The organism is Leptospira noguchii serovar Panama str. CZ214, from assembly GCF_000306255.2.
In the GTDB taxonomy this organism is placed as follows: Bacteria; Spirochaetota; Leptospiria; order Leptospirales; family Leptospiraceae; genus Leptospira; species Leptospira noguchii.
In genome coordinates, this window is the sequence record NZ_AKWY02000001.1 from 320,894 (window position 1) to 341,470 (window position 20,577).

General features: G+C 35.1%; 15 protein-coding genes and 1 pseudogene. 10 read left to right on the plus strand and 6 right to left on the minus strand.

Translation table 11 applies throughout. The features are described from left to right. Positions 1-13 precede the first annotated feature (13 nt). Positions 14-2,152 (minus strand): adenylate/guanylate cyclase domain-containing protein, encoded by a 2,139-nt coding sequence (locus LEP1GSC059_RS01440; protein WP_017215187.1) that lies wholly within the window; start codon positions 2,150-2,152, stop codon positions 14-16. Positions 2,153-2,393: 241 nt separating this feature from the next. Between LEP1GSC059_RS01440 and LEP1GSC059_RS24575 the strand changes: the two are divergent. Together LEP1GSC059_RS24575 and rlmD are read left to right on the plus strand one after the other, a co-directional pair. Further along, a pseudogene (locus LEP1GSC059_RS24575) lies at positions 2,394-2,811 on the plus strand (ankyrin repeat domain-containing protein); the annotation flags it as partial. A gap of 72 nt (positions 2,812-2,883) precedes the next feature. Beyond that, on the plus strand, positions 2,884-4,065 hold the full coding sequence (gene rlmD, locus LEP1GSC059_RS01455) for a 23S rRNA (uracil(1939)-C(5))-methyltransferase RlmD (protein ID WP_002179453.1): 1,182 nt from the start codon (positions 2,884-2,886) through the stop codon (positions 4,063-4,065). Between the two features lie 936 nt (positions 4,066-5,001). On the opposite strand, the gene LEP1GSC059_RS01460 is transcribed toward rlmD, so the two are convergent. Both LEP1GSC059_RS01460 and LEP1GSC059_RS01465 read right to left on the minus strand, forming a co-directional pair. Continuing rightward, positions 5,002-7,317 (minus strand): ATP-binding protein, encoded by a 2,316-nt coding sequence (locus tag LEP1GSC059_RS01460; protein WP_020980143.1) that lies wholly within the window; start codon positions 7,315-7,317, stop codon positions 5,002-5,004. 1 nt (position 7,318) lies between these two features. Beyond that, entirely contained in the window at positions 7,319-8,404 is a 1,086-nt protein-coding gene (locus tag LEP1GSC059_RS01465; protein ID WP_020980141.1) for a metallophosphoesterase family protein, read from the minus strand. A gap of 453 nt (positions 8,405-8,857) precedes the next feature. Between LEP1GSC059_RS01465 and ccrA the strand changes: the two genes are divergently transcribed. Continuing rightward, positions 8,858-10,105: a crotonyl-CoA carboxylase/reductase gene (gene ccrA / locus LEP1GSC059_RS01470; protein WP_002179557.1), complete on the plus strand. Its 1,248-nt coding sequence runs from the start codon at positions 8,858-8,860 to the stop codon at positions 10,103-10,105. Between the two features lie 413 nt (positions 10,106-10,518). Here the strand turns inward: ccrA and LEP1GSC059_RS01475 are convergent, their stop codons facing one another. Then, positions 10,519-11,451, minus strand: a complete 933-nt coding sequence (locus tag LEP1GSC059_RS01475; RefSeq protein ID WP_004430278.1) for a J domain-containing protein — start codon at positions 11,449-11,451, stop codon at positions 10,519-10,521. A gap of 87 nt (positions 11,452-11,538) precedes the next feature. On the opposite strand from LEP1GSC059_RS01475, the gene LEP1GSC059_RS01480 reads away from it, so the two are divergent. The 4 genes from LEP1GSC059_RS01480 (at position 11,539) to LEP1GSC059_RS01495 (ending at position 17,228) form a co-directional block, all read left to right on the plus strand. Continuing rightward, positions 11,539-13,530: a carbon starvation CstA family protein gene (locus LEP1GSC059_RS01480; protein ID WP_017215192.1), complete on the plus strand. Its 1,992-nt coding sequence runs from the start codon at positions 11,539-11,541 to the stop codon at positions 13,528-13,530. Continuing rightward, a complete protein-coding gene (locus LEP1GSC059_RS01485) occupies positions 13,527-14,075 on the plus strand; it encodes an NUDIX hydrolase (RefSeq protein ID WP_016559219.1) in 549 nt (182 codons plus the stop codon). The genes LEP1GSC059_RS01480 and LEP1GSC059_RS01485 overlap by 4 nt, the downstream gene beginning before the upstream one ends. A gap of 646 nt (positions 14,076-14,721) precedes the next feature. Beyond that, entirely contained in the window at positions 14,722-16,491 is a 1,770-nt protein-coding gene (gene lsa66 / locus LEP1GSC059_RS01490) for a fibronectin-binding adhesin Lsa66 (RefSeq protein ID WP_020980089.1), read from the plus strand. A 5-nt stretch (positions 16,492-16,496) separates the two neighbouring features. Continuing rightward, positions 16,497-17,228 (plus strand): NRDE family protein, encoded by a 732-nt coding sequence (locus LEP1GSC059_RS01495; protein WP_017215193.1) that lies wholly within the window; start codon positions 16,497-16,499, stop codon positions 17,226-17,228. A 54-nt stretch (positions 17,229-17,282) separates the two neighbouring features. Here the strand turns inward: LEP1GSC059_RS01495 and LEP1GSC059_RS01500 are convergent, their stop codons facing one another. Both LEP1GSC059_RS01500 and LEP1GSC059_RS01505 read right to left on the minus strand, forming a co-directional pair. Beyond that, entirely contained in the window at positions 17,283-17,636 is a 354-nt protein-coding gene (locus LEP1GSC059_RS01500; RefSeq protein WP_002179238.1) for an LIC10260 family lipoprotein, read from the minus strand. Continuing rightward, on the minus strand, positions 17,633-17,965 hold the full coding sequence (locus LEP1GSC059_RS01505) for a hypothetical protein (protein WP_002179363.1): 333 nt from the start codon (positions 17,963-17,965) through the stop codon (positions 17,633-17,635). The genes LEP1GSC059_RS01500 and LEP1GSC059_RS01505 overlap by 4 nt, the downstream gene beginning before the upstream one ends. Before the next feature lie 346 nt (positions 17,966-18,311). On the opposite strand from LEP1GSC059_RS01505, the gene LEP1GSC059_RS01510 reads away from it, so the two are divergent. From LEP1GSC059_RS01510 to LEP1GSC059_RS23900, 3 genes are all read left to right on the plus strand, one after another. Beyond that, positions 18,312-19,121, plus strand: a complete 810-nt coding sequence (locus LEP1GSC059_RS01510) for an adhesin OmpL37 family surface protein (RefSeq protein ID WP_020980126.1) — start codon at positions 18,312-18,314, stop codon at positions 19,119-19,121. A gap of 418 nt (positions 19,122-19,539) precedes the next feature. Then, positions 19,540-19,905 (plus strand): helix-turn-helix domain-containing protein, encoded by a 366-nt coding sequence (locus tag LEP1GSC059_RS23895; RefSeq protein WP_020980105.1) that lies wholly within the window; start codon positions 19,540-19,542, stop codon positions 19,903-19,905. Continuing rightward, entirely contained in the window at positions 19,902-20,447 is a 546-nt protein-coding gene (locus LEP1GSC059_RS23900; RefSeq protein WP_017215778.1) for a transposase family protein, read from the plus strand. The genes LEP1GSC059_RS23895 and LEP1GSC059_RS23900 overlap by 4 nt, the downstream gene beginning before the upstream one ends. Positions 20,448-20,577: the final 130 nt, after the last annotated feature.

The window sequence follows — 20,577 nt, forward strand, 5'->3', positions numbered from 1 at the left end:
TTTGAGACGGCTTTTAGTCTTCTAAAAGAGTAATTCCTTGCCAATTTTCAGGAACTCCAAATCTGCAATTGTGGACTGATTTTTCTAGATAGATTCTCGCAGCTTGATCGACTCGATTTTTTTCCAAGATACGATTGAAAATAAGACATGCTTCCTCGAAGTGTTTTTCTCGAAATAAAAGAATTCCGTGTTCAAACTCTTCTCTTGTTTTCATGTAAGAATCGATTAAATTTTCAGGAAGTCCGTTGAGAACTTCTAAAATCGTATAAATACTTCTTTGATCTCGAATTTGAATACGATCCACAACTCTGTAAAAATATTCGGAGGAATTTGTTAAACGAAATAGAGTCGAATCGGTGATTAACAGTGAGGATTCATATGTTCTAGAAAGTTGTACAATTTTAGAAGCTACGTTCACCGAAGAAGAAATCACTGTGCTTTCCATTCTTTCTGTTTCTCCGATCGTTCCGAGTAAGATTGGTCCTGTATGGATCCCGCTTCCGGAACGAATGGGATCTTTTCCGTTTGCAATTCTTTCTCGATTAAATTCTCTTAAAATTCGTTGTATTTCAATAGCGCTTTCCAAAGCCTTTTCTGGTTCTGGGGGAAATAACGCCAAAAATGCTTCTCCAAAATATTTATCGATAAACCCGTCTCTTTTCCGAATTACGGGACCAACCTTACCTAAAAAAGAATTGATAAATTCGAAGTTTTCTTTTCCGGTTATCTTTTCCGAAAAATCGGAAAAGGTTCTAATTTCGTTGTAGAGAAGACTCATTTCTTCTTCCGCTATATCTCCGAGTTTAATATCAAGAATATCATGTTTATTTAATATTTTTAATAATTCTTTAGGAACAAAAAGTTTATAAGAAGAATTAATTTTTTTTAAACTTTCGGACATATCTTCTACTGCGTTAAAAGCCAGAGAATACCTTTTAGCTAAAAGATACGCTTCGGAAAAAATAAGAGCAATCAATCCAAATGGAGCGAGTATAAACGTAGGTATGATTCTTTTTGTATAAAAAATATCCTGACTGTAAGAGAGAAAGACCGCTAACATTCCGACTAATATGGCTATTGCTCCGGGCTTTTTTCGGATTAACGCGAGTATTAATACGTAAAACCCCACCGCAAAACAAAAAAATGTAAATAAGTAATATAGCTCTATCGTTGCGGTAAATAGAACGGGATCTTGGGAAACAACTATCAAAGAAAAAATAGAGGAGATAAAAACGATTCCATAATAAACTTCTTTTTTTAATTCTTCCGGAAATAAGGCACGTAAAAATGCAGCGGTAATTGGTGTAAGAAGATAAAAACTTAGATATACAATTCTCATATGAACGTTATATGAAATTCCGGGAAAAACTACTTGAATTAGGTTTTGTCCGGTGCTAATTTCTCTAAAACAAAACACAAAACAAATAGTTCCAAAATACAAAAGAGCCGCGTCTTTTTTTCTCAAAAAATAAAGAGTGAAATGATACAACGCCATCGCGACTAAAAATCCGAGGAGAAATACATCCATGGTCATCCTTCTTTCTCGTAGTCGGATGATTTGATCTTCATCACCTAAAATCAAACGTGCTGTCAATCCACCTCTCGCGTGATAAAAATTGGAAAGAGGAATTCTAATTTGAAATTCTTTCTTATCGATTTGAAACGGTAAAATTTTTACGTTCCATTCGGGAGTTGAAGTATCCGCTGTTTTTCCAGGAATACCTTGAGTTCCAATTTTGTTATCATCTATCCAAACCTCGTATGCTGTTTCTGAAGTTTCGGCTAAGATTGCAAGATTGTTTGAATTTAGATTTTCTGGAAGAATTACTTTCAAAAAGTATGTTGCAATTCCGGTTCCTGGATAATTTTTTCCGTCCGGTTCTTGAATTCTAGTCCAAGCTTTAGGAACTGGTATAGTCCGATTTTTTTCCGAGTCGATTTTAGGATTTTCAATAAATTCTTTCCAACGAAAGATCCAATCTCCTTGTAAAGCTACTGGGCCGTGTTTTTCAAAATCCCAAGAAGTAAGATCGATAACCCCTGAAGTTGCAAATACATGAGGTGGTTCCGAGTCTTGTGTGCAATGATTGAAAACAAAAAAGATTCCTAAAATGAATAGAATTTGTCCTTGAAAAAAATTGAATCGAACCATGATGCTTCTCTATAATTTCTGCATCGATCTTAGACTTGGTCAAGTTGAATATTCGATTTTAATGTTACCTAACATAGTATTTCTTTTGTTCGTGTTTTAATTTTAACTCTACAATTTTTTCGAAAACTTAAATCGGTTTTAACAATTGCCATTTATAAAAAGTTTTTTATAATTATTTGCTAATGAAAGACGATAAAAACTAAATGAAAGAAAAAATTTCACAAAGGATTGTCCTGGTTCTTTGTGGAATCGGTTTCTTTTTTTAGTTCGATTCGAAACGGAAACTTGAAACGGATTCGTATTCTTTTGCAAAATGGTTTTAGTCCGAATCTCAATTTTTATCGGGTATAACATCTCTTTTAGTCGCGGTGAAATACCATCAATTGGAAATTGTTCAAGTTTTAATTGAATATTGCGCTGACCCGAATCTTGCAGATCAGATTACCGGTTTTACTCCTCTCATTCATTCTATCTTAGAAGACGATTTTTCTTTGGATATGATATTCGTTTTGATTCAAAGTTGAGCGGAACCTGATCAAAAAGATAAAGGAGGAATGAATCCTTTACATCATTGTATAAACGAAGGAAAGTTGGAATCTTTACAATTTCTTTTAGAGAAAGGCGCTGATCCTACAATTCAAGATAAGTACGGAAAAACTTATTTGATGTGATCGGTTTTAAAAAACGAATTCAATTGACAGGTCGTAAAGAAACAAAAGCCTGAGCGGAGAATGAAACCTCCAGCGAATCAGTCTTGTCAACATTATCCGGAATGTGCCGGTTGTGATCGATTGCATATCGGTTACGAAAAACAACTTCAACATAAACAAGAAGAAATCGAAAAACGATTCGGAGGTTTTAAAGGGCTGGAAATTCGACAGATCATAAAAAGTCCAAAGGATCAAATGTATCGTCATAAGGTTCAACTTCCTTTTGGACATCGTAAGATAGGAAAAAAATCCGTACTGACTCTTGGTCTTCATAATAAAGAAAATACGTTTATCATCGATCAGAAAGAATGTAAAATTCAAGATGAAGATTTGACTATCGTGGCTGCTGCGATTCGTCATTGGGCACGAAACGAAAATTTAGAACCGTATCATGAAAAAAAAGGAAGTGGACTTTTAAGACATATCGTTCTTAGAAAAGCGAACGCTTCTCAAGAAATTCTTGTAGGAATTGTCACCAATGAAAGCGAAATTCCCGGAAGAAAAAAACTCACAGACAGATTATATTCGTATATTCAACAATTTTTATATAAAGAAAATTCAAAAGCAGAAGTAGTAGGGATATTACAAAATATAAATCGTAAAAACACTAAGGTGGTTTTGGGAGAAAAAGAAGTCACTTGGTATGGAAGGCATTTTGTAAAAGAAAAAATCGGTAAACTTGATTTTCAGATTGGGCTTTCCACATTTTTTCAAATAAATCCGTTTCAGATAGAAAATTTATACAATCTTATTTTAGAAGATCTTCCGGAGAATAAGAACGTAGTAGACGCTTATTGTGGAATTGGTACAATTTCATTATATATCTCGTCTAAATCTAAAAAGGTAATCGGGCTCGAAGAAAATTCGAATTCGATCCGTTCTGCAATTGGCGCTGCAAAAGCGAACGAAGTTGAAAACGTCCATTTTATTAAAGGAAAGGTTTTAGATACTCTACAAACGGCTTTAAATGACAATTCGGATGTGGTGGTTTTGGATCCGCCGAGAGAGGGGCTTGACGCAGATACTAAAAAAATATTATTAAATTCTAAAGTAAGTCGAATCCTTTACGTTTCTTGTAATCCTGAAACTCTTCTGAGAGATGCGATTGAACTTACAAAAAGTTTTAAATACGAAAAGATGACTCCTGTAGATTTATTTCCTCATACAAGTCATTTGGAAAGTGTTTCCGTTTTTACAAAATGATTTTGTAAAATGTATTTTAAAAGTTTTAGTTTATTTAATTTTTGTATGAATTTCTACATTCTAAAGTTTTAATCATCCCTATTAATTGAGTAATTTGTGAGTATTGATAAAGTGTTGGTTAACGTATTTTCGGTATAATCCAATGCGAAAGCGATTGAGGCGTGATCAACAAATTGAATTCATGAAAAGCTTTTGTTTTTAAGCGAACCATCAATTTGTTGATCGGAGCTGAAAGCGCGGTCCGGCAACGCCGGATTCGCCCAGATTTTTACATTGAAGGCATATTATTGAATTGATGTTTATTGTGAGCTTTTTCTAAAATCTAAAAGAATTTTATACGATCATTTTTTAGAAATATTTAATAGAGTTGTTAAAAAATTCCATAGTTCAGATTAACAAAACTGCTTCAGCTGACCGTTTTCGTAAAACAGAAACATATAGAGATTCATTTTTCAACAACTCTAAATGCAGTAGTTCCCACATTTTATGGAAATCAGCGTCTCGCTTCTATTGACGCTCGAAGTAACTCAGCAAAACACTCCCTATGGGTCGCGTTGAAACTCAGCAAAACACTCCCTATGGGTCGCGTTGAAACTCAGCAAAACACTCCCTATGGGTCGCGTTGAAACTCAGCAAAACACTCCCTATGGGTCGCGTTGAAACTCAGCAAAACACTCCCTATGGGTCGCGTTGAAACTCAGCAAAACACTCCCTATGGGTCGCGTTTTAGGTTTTTGGACAAATCTATGTAGATAAGGACCGTATCATTTATTTTCTATAGTTTGAATTTTGGATTTTAAAATTATAATTTAATATAAATTGAATATAATAAAATAATTTTCAATTGATTTTTGCCCCTGGAAATATAATGGACTTTTAAATAAATTTAACATCTGTATGGAACTTTAAATACTCATTGTATGATTTTGAACAGCATTACAAAGAGATCTTTTTTGAATTTTTAAAAAAACGCAAAACCGTATCTGCAACTTCTTCTTGTTTGGTAAAAAAACAGATTTGGTATTCCGTTTCTTCTTGGAATTTCTTGAGGTAAAAAAATGCAGATTCAATTCTTCCACGATCTAGATGAATGAATGGTTCATCTAATAATAGAATTCCTTTTTTAGGAACGGTTTTACGAGCCAAAAACAATTTAAAAATCAAATAGAAAGTAGCAAGGGTACCGCCGGAAAGATGATCAATAGAACGAAACGCACCCGCTTCATCCTGCATTTTAATCGAATCTTTTTTATCGATCGCTTCTAGAGTGATGGATCTTTTAGGAAGTAAAAGATCGATTTCTTTACCGATTTCGGAGGCGACCAAAGTAAACTGTGTAGATTGATCTTTGGAAATTTCTTCAAAAAGTTCCTGAGCAATTTTAGCAGATTTACGCCTAGATTCTATTTTAGAAAATTCTAATTCTTTTTCAAAAAGAGATTGAATGGTGTCTTTAAGATTTTTTTCTTTTTCTGGAAGTAGATCTTGAATTCTGGCGTCTTCTACTTGGATAGAAGTATTCAATTTTTTTAATTCGTTATCAAGAGATTGAAGTTCTTTTTCAAGCTCTCTTTTTTTAGAATCCCTAAATTCTCTTTCTGGATCGTTTGGAAATTGGCTCGGGATATCTTCCATCGTTGCAATCAAAGTTTTTTGTTTGATCTCCAAATTTTCTAAACTATGGGAAGAATGTTCGGAGAGAATTTTTTTTAAACCTTCGGAAAAAATTTTAGATTGAGCCTGAAATTCTGCGATTTGTTTATGATAATCTTGGATTGTAGTTGATCTTCTATCGTTCAACCAGGAATTCCTTTTGGATTCTAGATTTGAAATTTTTTCAGATTCTAGTTTTAAACTGAAACGGATCGGATCCAGTTCTTCGGTCAAAAATCGGATTTCCTTTTCAATCGATTCTATCTGAGCTGTTTTAAGATCAAAGTTTTGATTTTGTTTAGAAAAAAATTGTCTAAGATTTTCAATCTTTTCCATAAGAGGAATAGAATATTCTGGAAATGTTAAATTCCATTGTCCGGAGATTTTAAGAACGAAATTTTTTTCCTTTTCGGAACTATATCTAAAATTGACAGATTCTTTTTTACGAGAAAATAACAAAAGACCCAAAATGATTAGGCTTCCGGAAAGGAGCATTCCACTTAAAAATGTAGTAAGAGATAGTTTAGAAAAAAGAAACAAGGCGAAAGAGCCTATTACGCCGCAAAAACCAAGTCCGGATAAAATAATCCCTAAAAGTTTATGCAAAGGATTAGAATGAATTGTTTTGAATTCTTCGGAAAAGCCATCTTCTTTAAGGATCGTATCTATTTTATCAAACCATTCTTCTGCTTTTTGTTTCAATTTTTGGAGGATGGAAAGTTGGGTTTTATGATCGTTCAATTCTTTTTTTTTAGAATTGATTGTGTTTTCCTTATCCTTAAGTAGTAGTTCAAAAGAAGAGGTATTGTTTTTTGATTTTTCAATTTCTTTTTGAAAAGTTTCGAATGCTGAAGATTCGTCTTTAGAATAGATAAGATTTTTTCTGATAAATTCTTCGATGGATTTTAGTCTTTGGATTTCAGAAATACATTCTAATATTTGAATTTTCTTTTGGATCTTTAAATCCAAAGCAGAATTTTTTTCGATCTGTGTGAGTTTGTTTTTAATTTCTATTTCTTTGTTCTGATCTTTGAGATGTTTTTCCTCTTTTTCGGAGTTATTTTTATTTCTGGAATGTAGATTTTCGATTTCAAAAATTAATTCGGATCTTTTGGTTTGGAGATTCACAATTTCTTTTTTGAGGCTGTCAAAATAATCTGCATCTTTGCTGCTTGTTTTTGGAGAGTGAATTTTTTTAAACGAATTTGAAATTCCTTCTAGGTTGATACCGTTGTTTAAAAGTTTACTCCGAAGAAAATCTGGCTTGATCAATTTATCGTTGTTAAATGCAAATTCCAATTCCCCTTCTCTGAGAGAAACGCAGTGTACAAATTGAGGAGCAGAATCTTTAGAAAGATCCGGAACCTCTCCCAAAATATTATAACCTTCTAAACAAGTTTCACCATAACGAGAAAGAATACTTTTTTTAGGTTCTTGATTGGCGGTAAGGAACCTACTTCCGATTGCGAGTCTAAGCGCGTCAAAAATTGTGGTTTTGCCAGATTCGTTTTTGCCTAAAAAAACGGTGGCAGAATTAGAAAGTTCAAATTCTTTCCCTTTAAATTTTCCGAAATTAAGAAGTTGAATTGTAGAAATCATATCATTTTTTTCCAGAAAATTCTTCGATTTGTTCTAAGCCTAAGACTAAAACTTCGTTCCAATCTGGAGAATTTGTGCCGTTCCAATTTGATTTTTTTTCCATTAGTTTATCATAAAATACTTTTGCAATAGGATTATCGATTAGCGCAGAAGAGGTTTTGAGGTCATTCGTTTTAATTTCTAATTTTCTACAAACAATGGATTTGCTGAAATGGTTCAGGGTTTCTGAAACAATATGTTCGTCCTCTACGATTCCAGAAATTTTAATACGAACAAAATCTAATTTGGAAATTAAAGAAGATATTTTAGAAAGATCTGGAATTTGGCCCGCGAGATTTGCACAAAGAGAAAATTCTTTAAATTCACCCGCAGAAGAAATGATTTTTTTTTGAAGGATTGGGGTTTCGTTTTTACTCAGAGTAACGATGTTGACGGAACGAGGACCGAATTCGCCGGAAGAAACGACTCTAGGAGAACCAGGATACGCAATCAAAAGAGAACCAATTCTTTCGGAGCGTTCTGAATGGATATGACCGAGGGCAAGGTAATCAAACTTAGCGTCTAAAAAGGGTTTCGAATCTAAAATTGAATCTGCATCTTCGGGGGAAGGGCCTAGGTATTCTACCAATTTTGTATCTGTGCCGTGTAAGAGTGCGATACGATAAAGAGTTTTCTTTTCGCTAAATTGAATATTCGAATAATCTAAATTTCTACGAAACGGAAAACCAAAAAATTCGACGTCTACACCGTCTATTTCTTCGAACCAAAGTTTAAAACGATCGTTTTTTTGGGGATAAGACATGGGAGAAAGGTCCGCGGAAATAGGATAAAAACCTTCTTGGATTCCTAATTCTTCGTGATTGCCTGGAATAAAAAGAATTTTACCAGGAAAAGAAGTTAGGATTTCTTTGACGTCTTCTTTGAGAGAAGCGATATCAGAGTTACGATCGAAAAGGTCGCCGCAAAAAAGAATATGAGTGCATTCTTCAGTTTTTGCGGTGGAAATAATTTCTTTTAGAACGGAAAGAGAATAAACTTTCTCTTTTAGGCTTAGATGTAGGTCTGCTGTATGTAAGAATCGGATCATGATTTAGTTTCTGCCCTCGGAGTATATCCGTTCCCCCGGACATAATTTAGAGACTATAAATATCTTTGAAGATTTTTTTTTCAGGGGCTTGCCGTCCGAAAACGGACGGCCGCGCTGTTACGGGCTCGCGAATTTTCGCTCGGTCTTCGTCTACGACGAAGACTTACACCCTGCACATCGCTAAGCCGGGAGACAATTTGTTCAGGATATTAAATTTGTGGGAACTCTTACAAATCTAGATTTTACAGTGAAACTTTGAAAATTTAGAAATTATAATTTTTAACGGTTCAAATTCAATTTAGGAACTACCCAAATATCAAAATGAAATTTTTAAAGATTCAAAATTGAACGCGTAAAAAAGGAAATCAAACTTTATCAAAAACCGATCTCAATTCATCGCGAATTTCTTGAAATTGGTGTAGATCAAAAACCAAAGTTCAGAAATCTGTGCACATGAGCCAAATTGAATCCGTTCCAATCGGAACCCTCCCACCCTTGGGACAGGTTCCTAAAAAAATGTATGCACAGGTCGTTCGTCCCGAGCGCTTCGGAGATCCGATCACAGCAATTCAGGAAGAACTCATCGATGTTCCAGAAATAGCTCCGGACGAAGTTCTCGTTGCGGTAATGGCAGCCGGTGTAAATTATAACAACGTTTGGGCCGCACTCGGATTTCCAGTAGATGTAATCGGCGCCAGAAATAAAAAAGGTGAACCCGAAAAGTTTCATATCGGCGGTTCTGACGCATCTGGGATCGTATATAAAGTAGGTTCCGACGTAAAAAACGTAAAAGTAGGGGATGAAGTAGTTCTTCACTGTGGAATCTGGGATAAGAACGATCCTTGGGTCAAAGCGGGAAAAGATCCGATGTTTGCGCCTTCTCAGCTGATCTGGGCTTATGAAACCAACTGGGGATCCTTTGCACAATTCTGCAAGGTTCAAGATCATCAGTGTCTTCCAAAACCGAAACATCTTACTTGGGAAGAATCCGCTGCTTACATGTTAGTGGGCGCTACCGCTTATAGAATGCTTCACCACTGGAAACCGAATGACGTGCAAAAAGGCGACGTGGTTTTAATCTGGGGAGGAGCCGGAGGACTCGGTGCAATGGCGATTCAGATCGTAAAAGCTGCTGGTGGAGTTCCGATCGCGGTTGTATCCGAAGATGATAAAATTGATTTCTGTATGAAACTCGGCGCGGCAGGCGTTATCAATCGTAAGAAGTTCAACCACTGGGGAGCTTTGACTTCCGAGATCAATAAGACCGAAAAATTCGTAGAATGGACAAAGGCTGCTCGTGAATTCGGAAAGGCGATCTGGGACATCGCAGGAAAAGGAAATAATCCTAAGATCGTGTTCGAACATCCGGGTGAAACCACAATTCCTACTTCTATGTTCGTTTGTGAAACGGGAGGTATGGTAGTGATCTGCGCGGGAACCACGGGATACAACGCAACCGTAGACTTACGTTATCTTTGGATGAGACAAAAACGTCTGCAAGGTTCTCATTTTGCGAACGACGAAAACTCAAAAGGTCTAAACGACTTAGTGATCGATAAAAAAGTAGATCCTTGTCTTTCCAAAACCTTCGCTTGGAACGAGACGGCGCACTCTCACCAGTTGATGAAAGAAAACAAACACCCGGCGGGAAACATGTCTATTCTTGTCGGAGCCGATAAACTCGGGTTAGGAAAAAAATAAAATCCTTTCTTTTGCGTTTTAGAATTATAAAACCCCGAAGGTCAATTTGCTTTCGGGGTCCCTTATTTTTGAGGGATTCATTATTTCGAAGGAATTTGTACAAAAAACCTATAAGAACTATAATTTGTCGGAACTCGTATGAATTGAATTACAAAAAATGAATATTTAGGAATTTATAATGCGACTTAATCTGTGGGAAATCTCACGAATCTATATTTTACGGTAAAATTTTGAAATGTGGGAACTCCCACTATTTTTTAGCTTTTAAAGATTAGAATCAATATTTCCATAAATGATGTAGGAACTACTATAAATTTAGATTTTATGGCTGGATTTAAAAAATAGGAACTACTTTCTATAATCGGATTGAACATTAGGTTTCTGAAATTCCCTTTGTAATCCAGAAAAACAAACTAACTCATCCTCAGAATCAAGTAGTTATACGAAGCAATAATTTTCTGAGTCATTTCGAGCCCGTCTTTGTTTATGTCCGGATGATATTTTTTAATCAATTCTTTAAATCGTTTTTTCAATTCTTCTAATGTACAAGGAGCGTCAAATCCAAGTACGTCCAGATGCCTTTGTGTTTCCGGATCCATTTCCTGAAAAACGGAAACAGATTTTTTCTTTTTTGGTTTTTTGCGGAATGTACCAAACAAATCGTAATAAGCTCTGTCTCTGTATTCTTTAGTAATTTCTCTGAGATGAAAAATCTTTGTGTTGAGAATAGAAAAAATATGATTTTTTAAAAAAACGTCCGCACCATAGTCATTTTGAATCGATTTTAATTCTATAAAATCGGAAATTCCATTTTCTACGATTCTTTCAAAATTGAACTTATCGTCAAAGTAAGAATCAAAAGCGTCGTCAAAATCTAGAGTTGCGGAAGATAAAAGTAAAAGAAGTTCTCGATCGAGTTCGTGTTTTGCTAATCTGGTTTGAATATTTTCTTTCAGACTCACTTGAAGTTCTGCTAAATAGTTATCGTCAAAGTATATTCCATTTTTTGCAAATTCTTCTGAAATTCCTTCTATCTTTAGAATTTTAGAAAGAAGTTGAATCAGAGAATCCGCATGTGTTTCATTAAAACCCGCAGCAGCTCTAGAAGAAAAATGTACATCGTTTCTTAGGTTATAAAAAATTCTATAATAATCTTCTTTACGAATATTTAAAGCGGAGATGATTTTTTCTACCGAAATATACCATTCACAATTGGTACATCCCGATTGAATTTCGAAAATAATATCTTCCAAAGTGGAACGGATTTGATCAAAACTTTGAGTCTGCATACTCTCTACTTCCAGATTTTCCACCCTTGTCAATTCGCTCATCAATTCTTTTTCCATTTAGACTTATAAATCGGAAACGTAAATCTTCCTAAAGATAGAAAAAAGATTTGCTTGTAACGTTTCCTAAACTCATCCATTCCTATTATGCTTCCTTTAATTGCGGTCCTTGTATGTTTTCTAGTTTATTTTCTCGGATATAAGTTTTACTCGGGTTATATTTCTAAATCAATTTTTGATTTGAAAAATATTCTCAATGATACTCCTGCTCATAAACTAAATGACGGAGTAGATTATCTTCCCACAAAACCAATTGTATTATTCGGCCATCATTATGCGTCCATTGCCGGACTCGCTCCTGTACTTGGGCCGGCAGTAGCGGTAATTTGGGGTTGGCTTCCTGCAATGCTCTGGGTGGTATTTGGAAGTATATTTGTAGGTTGTGTGCACGATTTTGGAGCGCTTGTAGTTTCGGTTCGGAATCAAGGAAAAAGTATCGGTCAAGTGGCGGAAGATCTTTTAGGTCATCGAGCCAGAAGTTTGTTTCACGCGATCATCTTCTTTTTAGTTTCGTTGGCAATGGGAGTTTTTGTTCTTGTACTTGCCGAAATGTTTTCAGCAGATCCTTCTTCAAACTCAGCGTCTCATACCACTACAAAAGAAAAAAAATCCGGTTCCGTGACAACTTCAAACGAATCCGTTTCGGACCATAAACAAATTTCGGATAACGTAGATTCTAATTCTATCGGTTTAAAAAAGAAACCTACCTTAACAAACTCTAACCAAACACAAAATTCTACGGTTACAAATTCCGAAACCGCAAATAAAAAAGTTCACGATCATCCGGGAGAAATCAGAACGGAAGAAAAACCATCCATTCGATTAAGAAGTCATTTTCCGGAAGCGGTAATTCCTTCTGCGGTAATTATGATTCTTGCGGTGATTATGGGATACTTACATTACAAAAAAGGAATGAACTTAACACCTCTTACCGTGTTCAGCGTATTTGGAACGTTATTTTCCATGGTATTGGGAATGCAAGATTCAGTTCTTTCTTGGACTGGGCTCAGTCACGTGGAGACTTCTCCTTCTACCGGAACTTGGAAATATATACTTTTATTTTATGCGTTTTTGGCTTCGGTAACTCCGGTATGGTTGTTATTACAAAGTAGGGACTATATCAATTCTTTCTTATTGTATTTAGGAATTGTATTGATCTATCTAGGATTTTTTGTGGGGGGAATTTTACAAAATTTTTCTTCTTTTAACGCGGAAGTGATACGAACTGAAACAATCGGACTCGATCTGATTCCATTCGTCTTTATCACGATTGCTTGTGGAGCTGTTTCCGGATTTCATGCGTTAGTCAGTTCGGGAACCACTGCTAAACAATTGGATAAAGAAACAGACGCAAGGTCGATCGGTTATGGAGGGATGATTGGAGAATCATTGCTTGGTTTGTCTGCTGTAATTGCGTGTACGATAGGATTTAGTTCTTCGGAAGAATGGTCTGGTTTTTATCGATCTTGGTCGGGCATACAAGGTTTGGCTCCACAAGTAGGGGCTTACATTTATGGAACTGGAAGATTTTTATCTCAAATCGGAATTCCAGAAACCTTCGGACAAGGATTTATTGCGCTAATCGTAATCAGCTTTGCATTGACTTCTTTGGATTCTGCAACAAGACTTCTGAGATACAATATCGAAGAGATTGCAGAATCAACTCGTATTTCTTGGATTCAAACTTTTGTAGGAAACAGATATGTTTCCAGTTTAATCGCTTGTGTGGCGATAGGTTTTTTCGCGTTTTTAGAAATTGAACAAGATGGAAAAAAGAAACCTGCAGGGCTTGCGCTCTGGAAACTTTTTGGAACAACGAACCAATTATTAGCGGGGCTTGCACTTTTGGTGGTAACCATTTTCCTTTTAAAATTGAAGAAAAAAATCAAAGTTTCTTTTATACCGATGTTATTTGTATTGTCAGTGACTCTTTGGGCCATGATCAGAAACTTTTTAGATTTTTTAATTGGACCATCTCCCAATTTACTTCTTGCCGCGGTGGGAGGTACTTTGATCTTTTTGACTCTTTGGTTGTTGCTGGAAGCGTTATTAACTTGGAATCGCATTAGAAAAGTATGAAATACTGTAGTTCTTGTGGATCATCTGTCACATATAAAATACCGGAAGGAGACAATCGATCCAGGCACATATGTGATCAATGTGGAACGATACACTATCAAAACCCGAAGATAATAGTCGGGAGTATACCGATCTGGGAAAATCGAATTTTACTTTGTAAACGCGCCATTGAACCCAGAAAAGGATTTTGGACTTTGCCCGCTGGATTTTTGGAAAACAGAGAAACTGTAGAAGAAGGTGCGATTCGGGAAACTAAAGAAGAAGCAAACGCAGAAATTAATATTCTCGGACTACAGAGTGTTTATAGTATTCCACACATCAGCCAGATATATATGTTTTTTTTAGCGGATTTAGTCGATGGAAAATTTTCCGTAAGTTCTGAATCAGAAGAGATAAAACTTTTTTCTGTAGAGGAAATTCCTTGGGAAGAGTTGGCGTTTACTTCGGTATCTTTTGCACTTAGGAAATACGTGGATTCTTTCGTTAAAAATTCGCTTCACTTAGGGAGCACTAGAGATCGTAAAAATATTCCAAAAGAAACTTAGAGAATTCGAAAAACATTTCTAAAATAAACTGAGTTCTGCATAAGAAAAATCCGGGCGAATCCGGCGTTGCCGGATCGGGCTCTCAGCTCTGGTCAAGTTATTAGTATTTTAGAAAAATATGATCTAGTTTTGTAATTTTCAATAACTTGACCTGTCGAGCGACCATAGAAGCGAGACGCTGAGTTACTTCGAGCGACCATAGAAGCGAGACGCTGAGTTACTTCGAGCGACCATAGAAGCGAGACGCTGAGTTACTTCGAACGACCCATGGAGAGTGAGACGCTGAGTTACTTCGAACGACCCATGGAGAGTGAGACGCTGAGTTACTTCGAACGACCCATGGAGAGTGAGACGCTGAGTTACTTCGAACGACCCATGGAGAGTGAGACGCTGAGTTACTTCGAGCGACCTGCAGAGCGACTCATAGGGAGCGATGCATTGAGTTTCCAGAAGCGAGACGCTGAGTTCAGGAAAGTGTTGTGCTTTAGTTCATTCATCGATCCCTTTCGCATTGGGTAATACCAAACTCGCGTAAAAAAATGTTGAAACTCCATATTAAGAAGATTATGTACGGATTTTAAAGGATTCCAGTTATTCCATTTTAAAAAGAAATAGGAAAAAAAACGTACTCAATTAGAGTGTACTCATGTGGAACGGAATTCGATTGATTGCTACGTCGTTTTTGCTTTTTAATTTTCCACTTCACCCAAATACTTTTTTAAAAACAAATACCGAAGTATTCTCGCCCAATTGGGATGGAAAAAATGACGTACTTGAGTTTAGGATTTCTAAGTCGGCGCTTCCTCGTCTTTCTGATTGGGAACTCGTAATTAAAAATTCTGGAGATGATATAGTAAAAATTTTCAAAGCGGATCATAGAAGGAAAAGAGGATTTTCTTTTTTTGGATTGTTGCAGGATGACACACAACTGTCCCCCCTTGAAATTACAATTCCAGAATCGATTCTATGGTTTGGAGAAGATTCTAAAGGATTTTTACTTCCAGATGGTGAATACAAATATAGACTTAGATTGGTTACCGAAAATAAGGAAAATCTATTATCCGAAGAAAAAACAATTCTTTTAGATTCTCATTCGCCTAGTTCTGAAATTAATACCAAGACAAGAGTACTTTTCTTAAACGGAGATCGAAATTCTTCTCGTATTAATATTTTTCAAAAGGTTTCCGGAGAATTTTCTGACTATTTTACGGGAGAATTTTTAGATTCGGAAGGGAAAGTCGTAAAGTCTTATACGTGGAAGTTCAAGGATGTACCTTCCGTTTTGATTTGGGATGGAACAGATTTTTCTAATAAACAATTATCTAATGGAATTTATACATATCGATTAATCGGAAGTGATAAAGTAAAAAACGAATCTATTTCCGTAATTCCTGATCTTACGATCCGTAACGAAATGATCGGTGTAGATATGTTTTCCGATTCTAAAATTTATTCTTATCAATCGGGGAGTTTAAAAAATTCAGCGAAGTTTACCTTTTACGTTTCTCCTAAACTTAAATCTGATTCTTACGAAATCGAAATCTTTCAAAGGAAGGGTAACGAAGAAAAAAACGTCTATCGTTTGCGCGAAATCGGAGAACCAGGAGCGGAATGGAAATGGGATTTAAAAAACCAAACCGGCGATTTTGTTTCGGCTGGAACTTATTTTTGTCGATTAACGGTTCATAGTCGATACGAACGTTATCAATCTATTCCTTCTGCATTCGAAGTTTCTAAAGAATCCTTCGATCTAAATTTATCTCTTTCGACAAAAGAATTTTCTCCGGACAACGATGGAAAAAATGACCTTTTAAAAATTTATCTTTCACATCAGGGAATTCCTTTACAATCTTGGGAAATAACATTATACGAAATACCTCCTTATACTTCTCTCAAACGTAAGATCAAAACTTGGAGCGGCGAGGGACAACCTGGTTCCGAAATTTTTTGGGAAGGTTTGGACGAGTCTGGAGTTCGAATCGGTTCTTTGAGCGAATTTTATTTTGAATGGAAATATACGGATATATTAGGAAGGGAATCGAATGGAAAGGGAGCAGAGTTTAAAACAACAATTCTAGTTTTGGAAGCAGATCATTCTTTACGAATTTCGATTCCGGAATCTCAAGTAGAAGCGAGATGGTGGAGTTTGCCCGGAAAAATTCGTTCGTTGTTAAACGAATTCCCAGGATATAAGATCGAATTACAATCTCATTCTTCACATCAAGGAGATGAAGAAGTCAATCAAGTAGGTACTGAAGAAAGAGCCAGAGAAAAACTTGAATATTTTTTTTCCAAGACGGTACCCTTTGGAAGGATCCGTTTCCGAGGTTATGGAGAAACTCTACCTTTAATTCCAGGTTCCGGAAAATATGAAGCAGATAAAAATCAGAGAATCGATTTTTATCTTTCACCTTAAACGTTATGTGCACCACCCTCATCTATAGAAATCCAGATTTGAAAATTTTTGGTATAGGATTTAATAGAGACGAGTCTGTAAAAAGAAAACCATCTTTGGCTCCAAAGAAGTTAGAAAACGGTTCTATCTTTGCGATTGCTCCTTTAGACGGAGATTACGGAGGTACTTGGATTGGGGTTAATTCTTCGAAAGAAATTTTTTGTCTTTTAAATTTTTATGAAGCAACTCTTAAACTTTTAAGAAATCCTACAAGTAGGGGTTTACTGGTAAGATCTTGTTTGTTAGGAGAAGTTAAACTGGAACATTTAAAATCTGAAGATTTAGATCATTTTTATCCATTTAAACTTTTAAGAATCACTTTGGAGAGAACAGAAACTTTTGTATGGGATGGAAAAGAACTAGTAACGAATTTTTATACGGAAAATTTTCAAATATTAGGAAGTTCTTTTACACAAGGACCTAAAGCTCAGATTTCCAGAGAAGAAGTTTTTCGTGAATATTATCTACCTAAGACACTTCCTGATATGGATGAATTTTTGAAATTATCTAAAGATTTTCTTACTTCCCATTTGCCTGAAAAAGGAGCGTTATCATCTTGTATGCACAGAAGAGATGCTCATACGGTTTCTAAAACAGAAATCGTATTGCGGGAAAATAAATGTACAATTACATACCAAGAGGGGCAACCATGCGAAACTCCGGGTCCAAAAATTTTTAAGATTGATTTTGCAAAGTAAGATTGTTGTTTTTAAATTTTATAGAATATTCTAAGTTTCTAAAATTCCATTCGATTAAGGAGCTGATTGGGCCGAATCGTTTTCCGCAACAACAGAATATCTAGTAAAACAAACTACCGGCATTAAGGGAAGTAAACAAAATCCAGGTCTCATAACGACATCGACGTTTCTGAGTACTGTGTTTCCGCTTTGTATTTCGGCTTCTTTTAAATACGGATGTACACCTATCGGTGGAATGTAAACTATTCCGAATCGAAATTTCCCAAACTCTACAGATTTACTTTCTCCAGAAAGAATTCCGTCCTTGGGTTTATCGATGGAAACATAAGAGATTCGTTTTACATTTTGAGAACAACTGATAAATGCGATTAAAATTAGGATCAAAGTAGTAATTCGAAATATTTTCATTTTTTATCTTCCTTTTGAATTTCGGAACTATCAAACGCAAATCCTTTGACCGCAATACAGTTGAAAGGTGCTAACATACTGGCTGAATGAATGACTTCGGCGTCTAAAACCGTATCATATTTCGAGTTTAACAGAGCGTTTTCCAGAGCTTTCGAGAGACTGAATCGAAAACCACAATCCTCTCCTTGTTTGATTTCGCCTTTTATTTTTCCTACTTCAGGAAGTTTTTTCCCCTTCCAATCTCCATAGGATAAAAGATAAACTTTCTGCGAGGCGGAACAATATAACGTTAAAATTGCAACTATTCCTAAAATTGATAATCTTTTCACAAAAGAACACTCTCTATGATTGTTTTCATTTGGGTTCTACCAAATATTATATTTGAATTTAAAAAGAAGGCAGATTTTTGCAAACGATTCCTTCCTAAATGAGAATTTAAAAATCTATATTCTATTTTTTGAATTTGATTTTTAAAAGGATATAAAATCAAAAACGTAAATTTAATTTCATTCTAATTATAATTCCGAGAACTTTCTCGAAACTTCAAACGAACGTCGCACAAAACGATCTATTCAATTTGTAAAATGACTTGCAGACATAATTTTTTAAAAAGTTAATTTCTTATTATTTGCGATCCGATTGAATTCTTTATCTTTGTTTCCCGAAAATAAATATATGAAAGCGGTTTTTGGAATTACGATCTACGTAGTTTTATCGGGTCTATTTTCCGTTTTTGCAGATTATGCGAGTAATGGAGCTACACATCTTGTTCGAGTAGAAAGAGGAATTAAAACGAACGAGTTTTTGATCCAAGCTTTGAATAGTACTATTTCCAATTTAGGTTCGGAAGCGAACAAAGCTCTTTATAAAAGAATTATTCAACATCACGTTGAAACTAATCAATTATACTTTCAATTTGATTTGGAAAAATCCTATTCTGAACTAAAACGAACTCAAGATTTGCTCATAATTCTTTATTCCGATATGATTGAATCGAGTAGAAAAACTATCCGAGGTGAATTGAATTCTCTCGGACAAAAAGCGATCCGAGAGACCGAAACCAAACCAAAAAAACATCTTGAAATGGCGTATCGAGAATTGAGTGCAGCGGAACAAAAAAAAACGATTTCAGATAATACGAGACCGTATCTACAGCCAATCAAATTGGAATTACTTTACGAATCTTTAAAGTTACTTAAACAATCTAGAAAATATGTAATTCTTCTTTCCATGCAATATTTTTCTGATTTCCCTCCTGATCCAGAAACAGAAGATTTTGCTGGAATTCTAAACGAAATCAATCGAGCTATGTTTTCTCGTAAAGATGAATTTGCTAAAATTCATTTTGACAATTATTTTCATTCTTATTCCGGTGAAAATCTATACGATAGTTATTGGCAAGATCCAGCTTTAGAGGAATTGGAAAAACCTTTAGGCGAAATAGATTCTGCTTATTCTAGAGTTAGACGAAACGCAAAACGTTGATTACAAACTATCTTAAAAATATCTTGAAACATCAAAATCGACATTTTAAGCAAAGATAGAGTTGACTTTGGTAGAAATTTTATGAATTTTTATTACATTAATGAAAAAAGGATCAATGCAAGGGGAGCTCAGCATAACGTTCTATATTGAAATTAAAGAAGATTTTTGTATAACATTTCCTGCATACAATTTATTGATCAGAGCTGAGAGTCCGATCTGGCTGTCTATGACAAGCCAGATTCGTCTCAATCTTCTTGCGACAAGCTCACGTTAAAATACTCATTTTTATATCCCATGATAGATAATTAAATTATAAATTTATTTAAAACTATCAGAAATGTTTTCTGGAATATAATAGAGTTGTTGAAAAATTGGTAAAATTCTTGTACCGATACCTGAAGATACAACTCTATGTGTAATGATATCGAAAGAAAAAGTTTTAAAGAATCTTAGAATGTCGCAAGCCTTGCTTGGTGTCTCCCATCAAGAATTCAAAACACTCTGCGTACCCTTTGGCCTTGCGTATTTATCTTTGAAAGAAGAAATAAAACATAATTTTACCAAAGGTAGAAAATCAATCTTACAGGATATAGAAGAGAATTTATTTTTTATTCTTTTTTATCTAAAAACTTATCCGACCTACGACGTCTTGGGAGCGGTATTTAAAATGGATAGGACTACTGCTTGTAAGTTGGTAAAGCTTTTGGCGGAAGTTTTATTTCTTTCACTTGGTTCAATGAATACTCTTCCCGCAAATGAAATTTCCGATCTCAAAAAAAGTTGAAGAAGTTAAAAAAACTGAAGTATGTAATCATAGATGGAACAGAAAGGCCCATCAGAAGGCCAACAGGTAAGGATTTACAAAAAGAATTCTACTCTGGAAAAAAGAAAAGACATACGATTAAAAACTTAATTTTGACAAATAAAGATAAAGCAATCTTATTCTTATCGAACACGATATCTGGTAAAACGCACGATCTTAAAGTTGCGGAGAATACGATGATTACTTCTGCGATTCCTAAAGATGTGGTATGTATCCTTGACTCCGGTTTTGAAGGAATTGAAAAGACATCAAAAAAAGTGAATATTATCAAACCGAAAAAGAAACCTAAGAAAAGAGAACTTACCGCTACACAAAAAGCAAAGAATACAAGAATTAGTAAAAAAAGGATTTTCGTAGAAAATGCTTTTGCCGGTATTAAAAGATTTAGAATTACATCGGATGTCATTAGATGTTTTAGAAAAGACTTTAAACATCTCGTTTTTGTTTTAGCCGCAGGGCTTTGGAACCTTCATTTATTTTTTAATAAACGTTTTAATTACTAATTTTTCAACAACTCTAATATATTGAAAACTGAGTTTCTCTAAATTACGTTAATTCATTTATTGTTCTTGAATTTACTATTCGTTTTAATTAAAATTTTAAATTGTAATTTCAACAGCTCAAAAATATGTA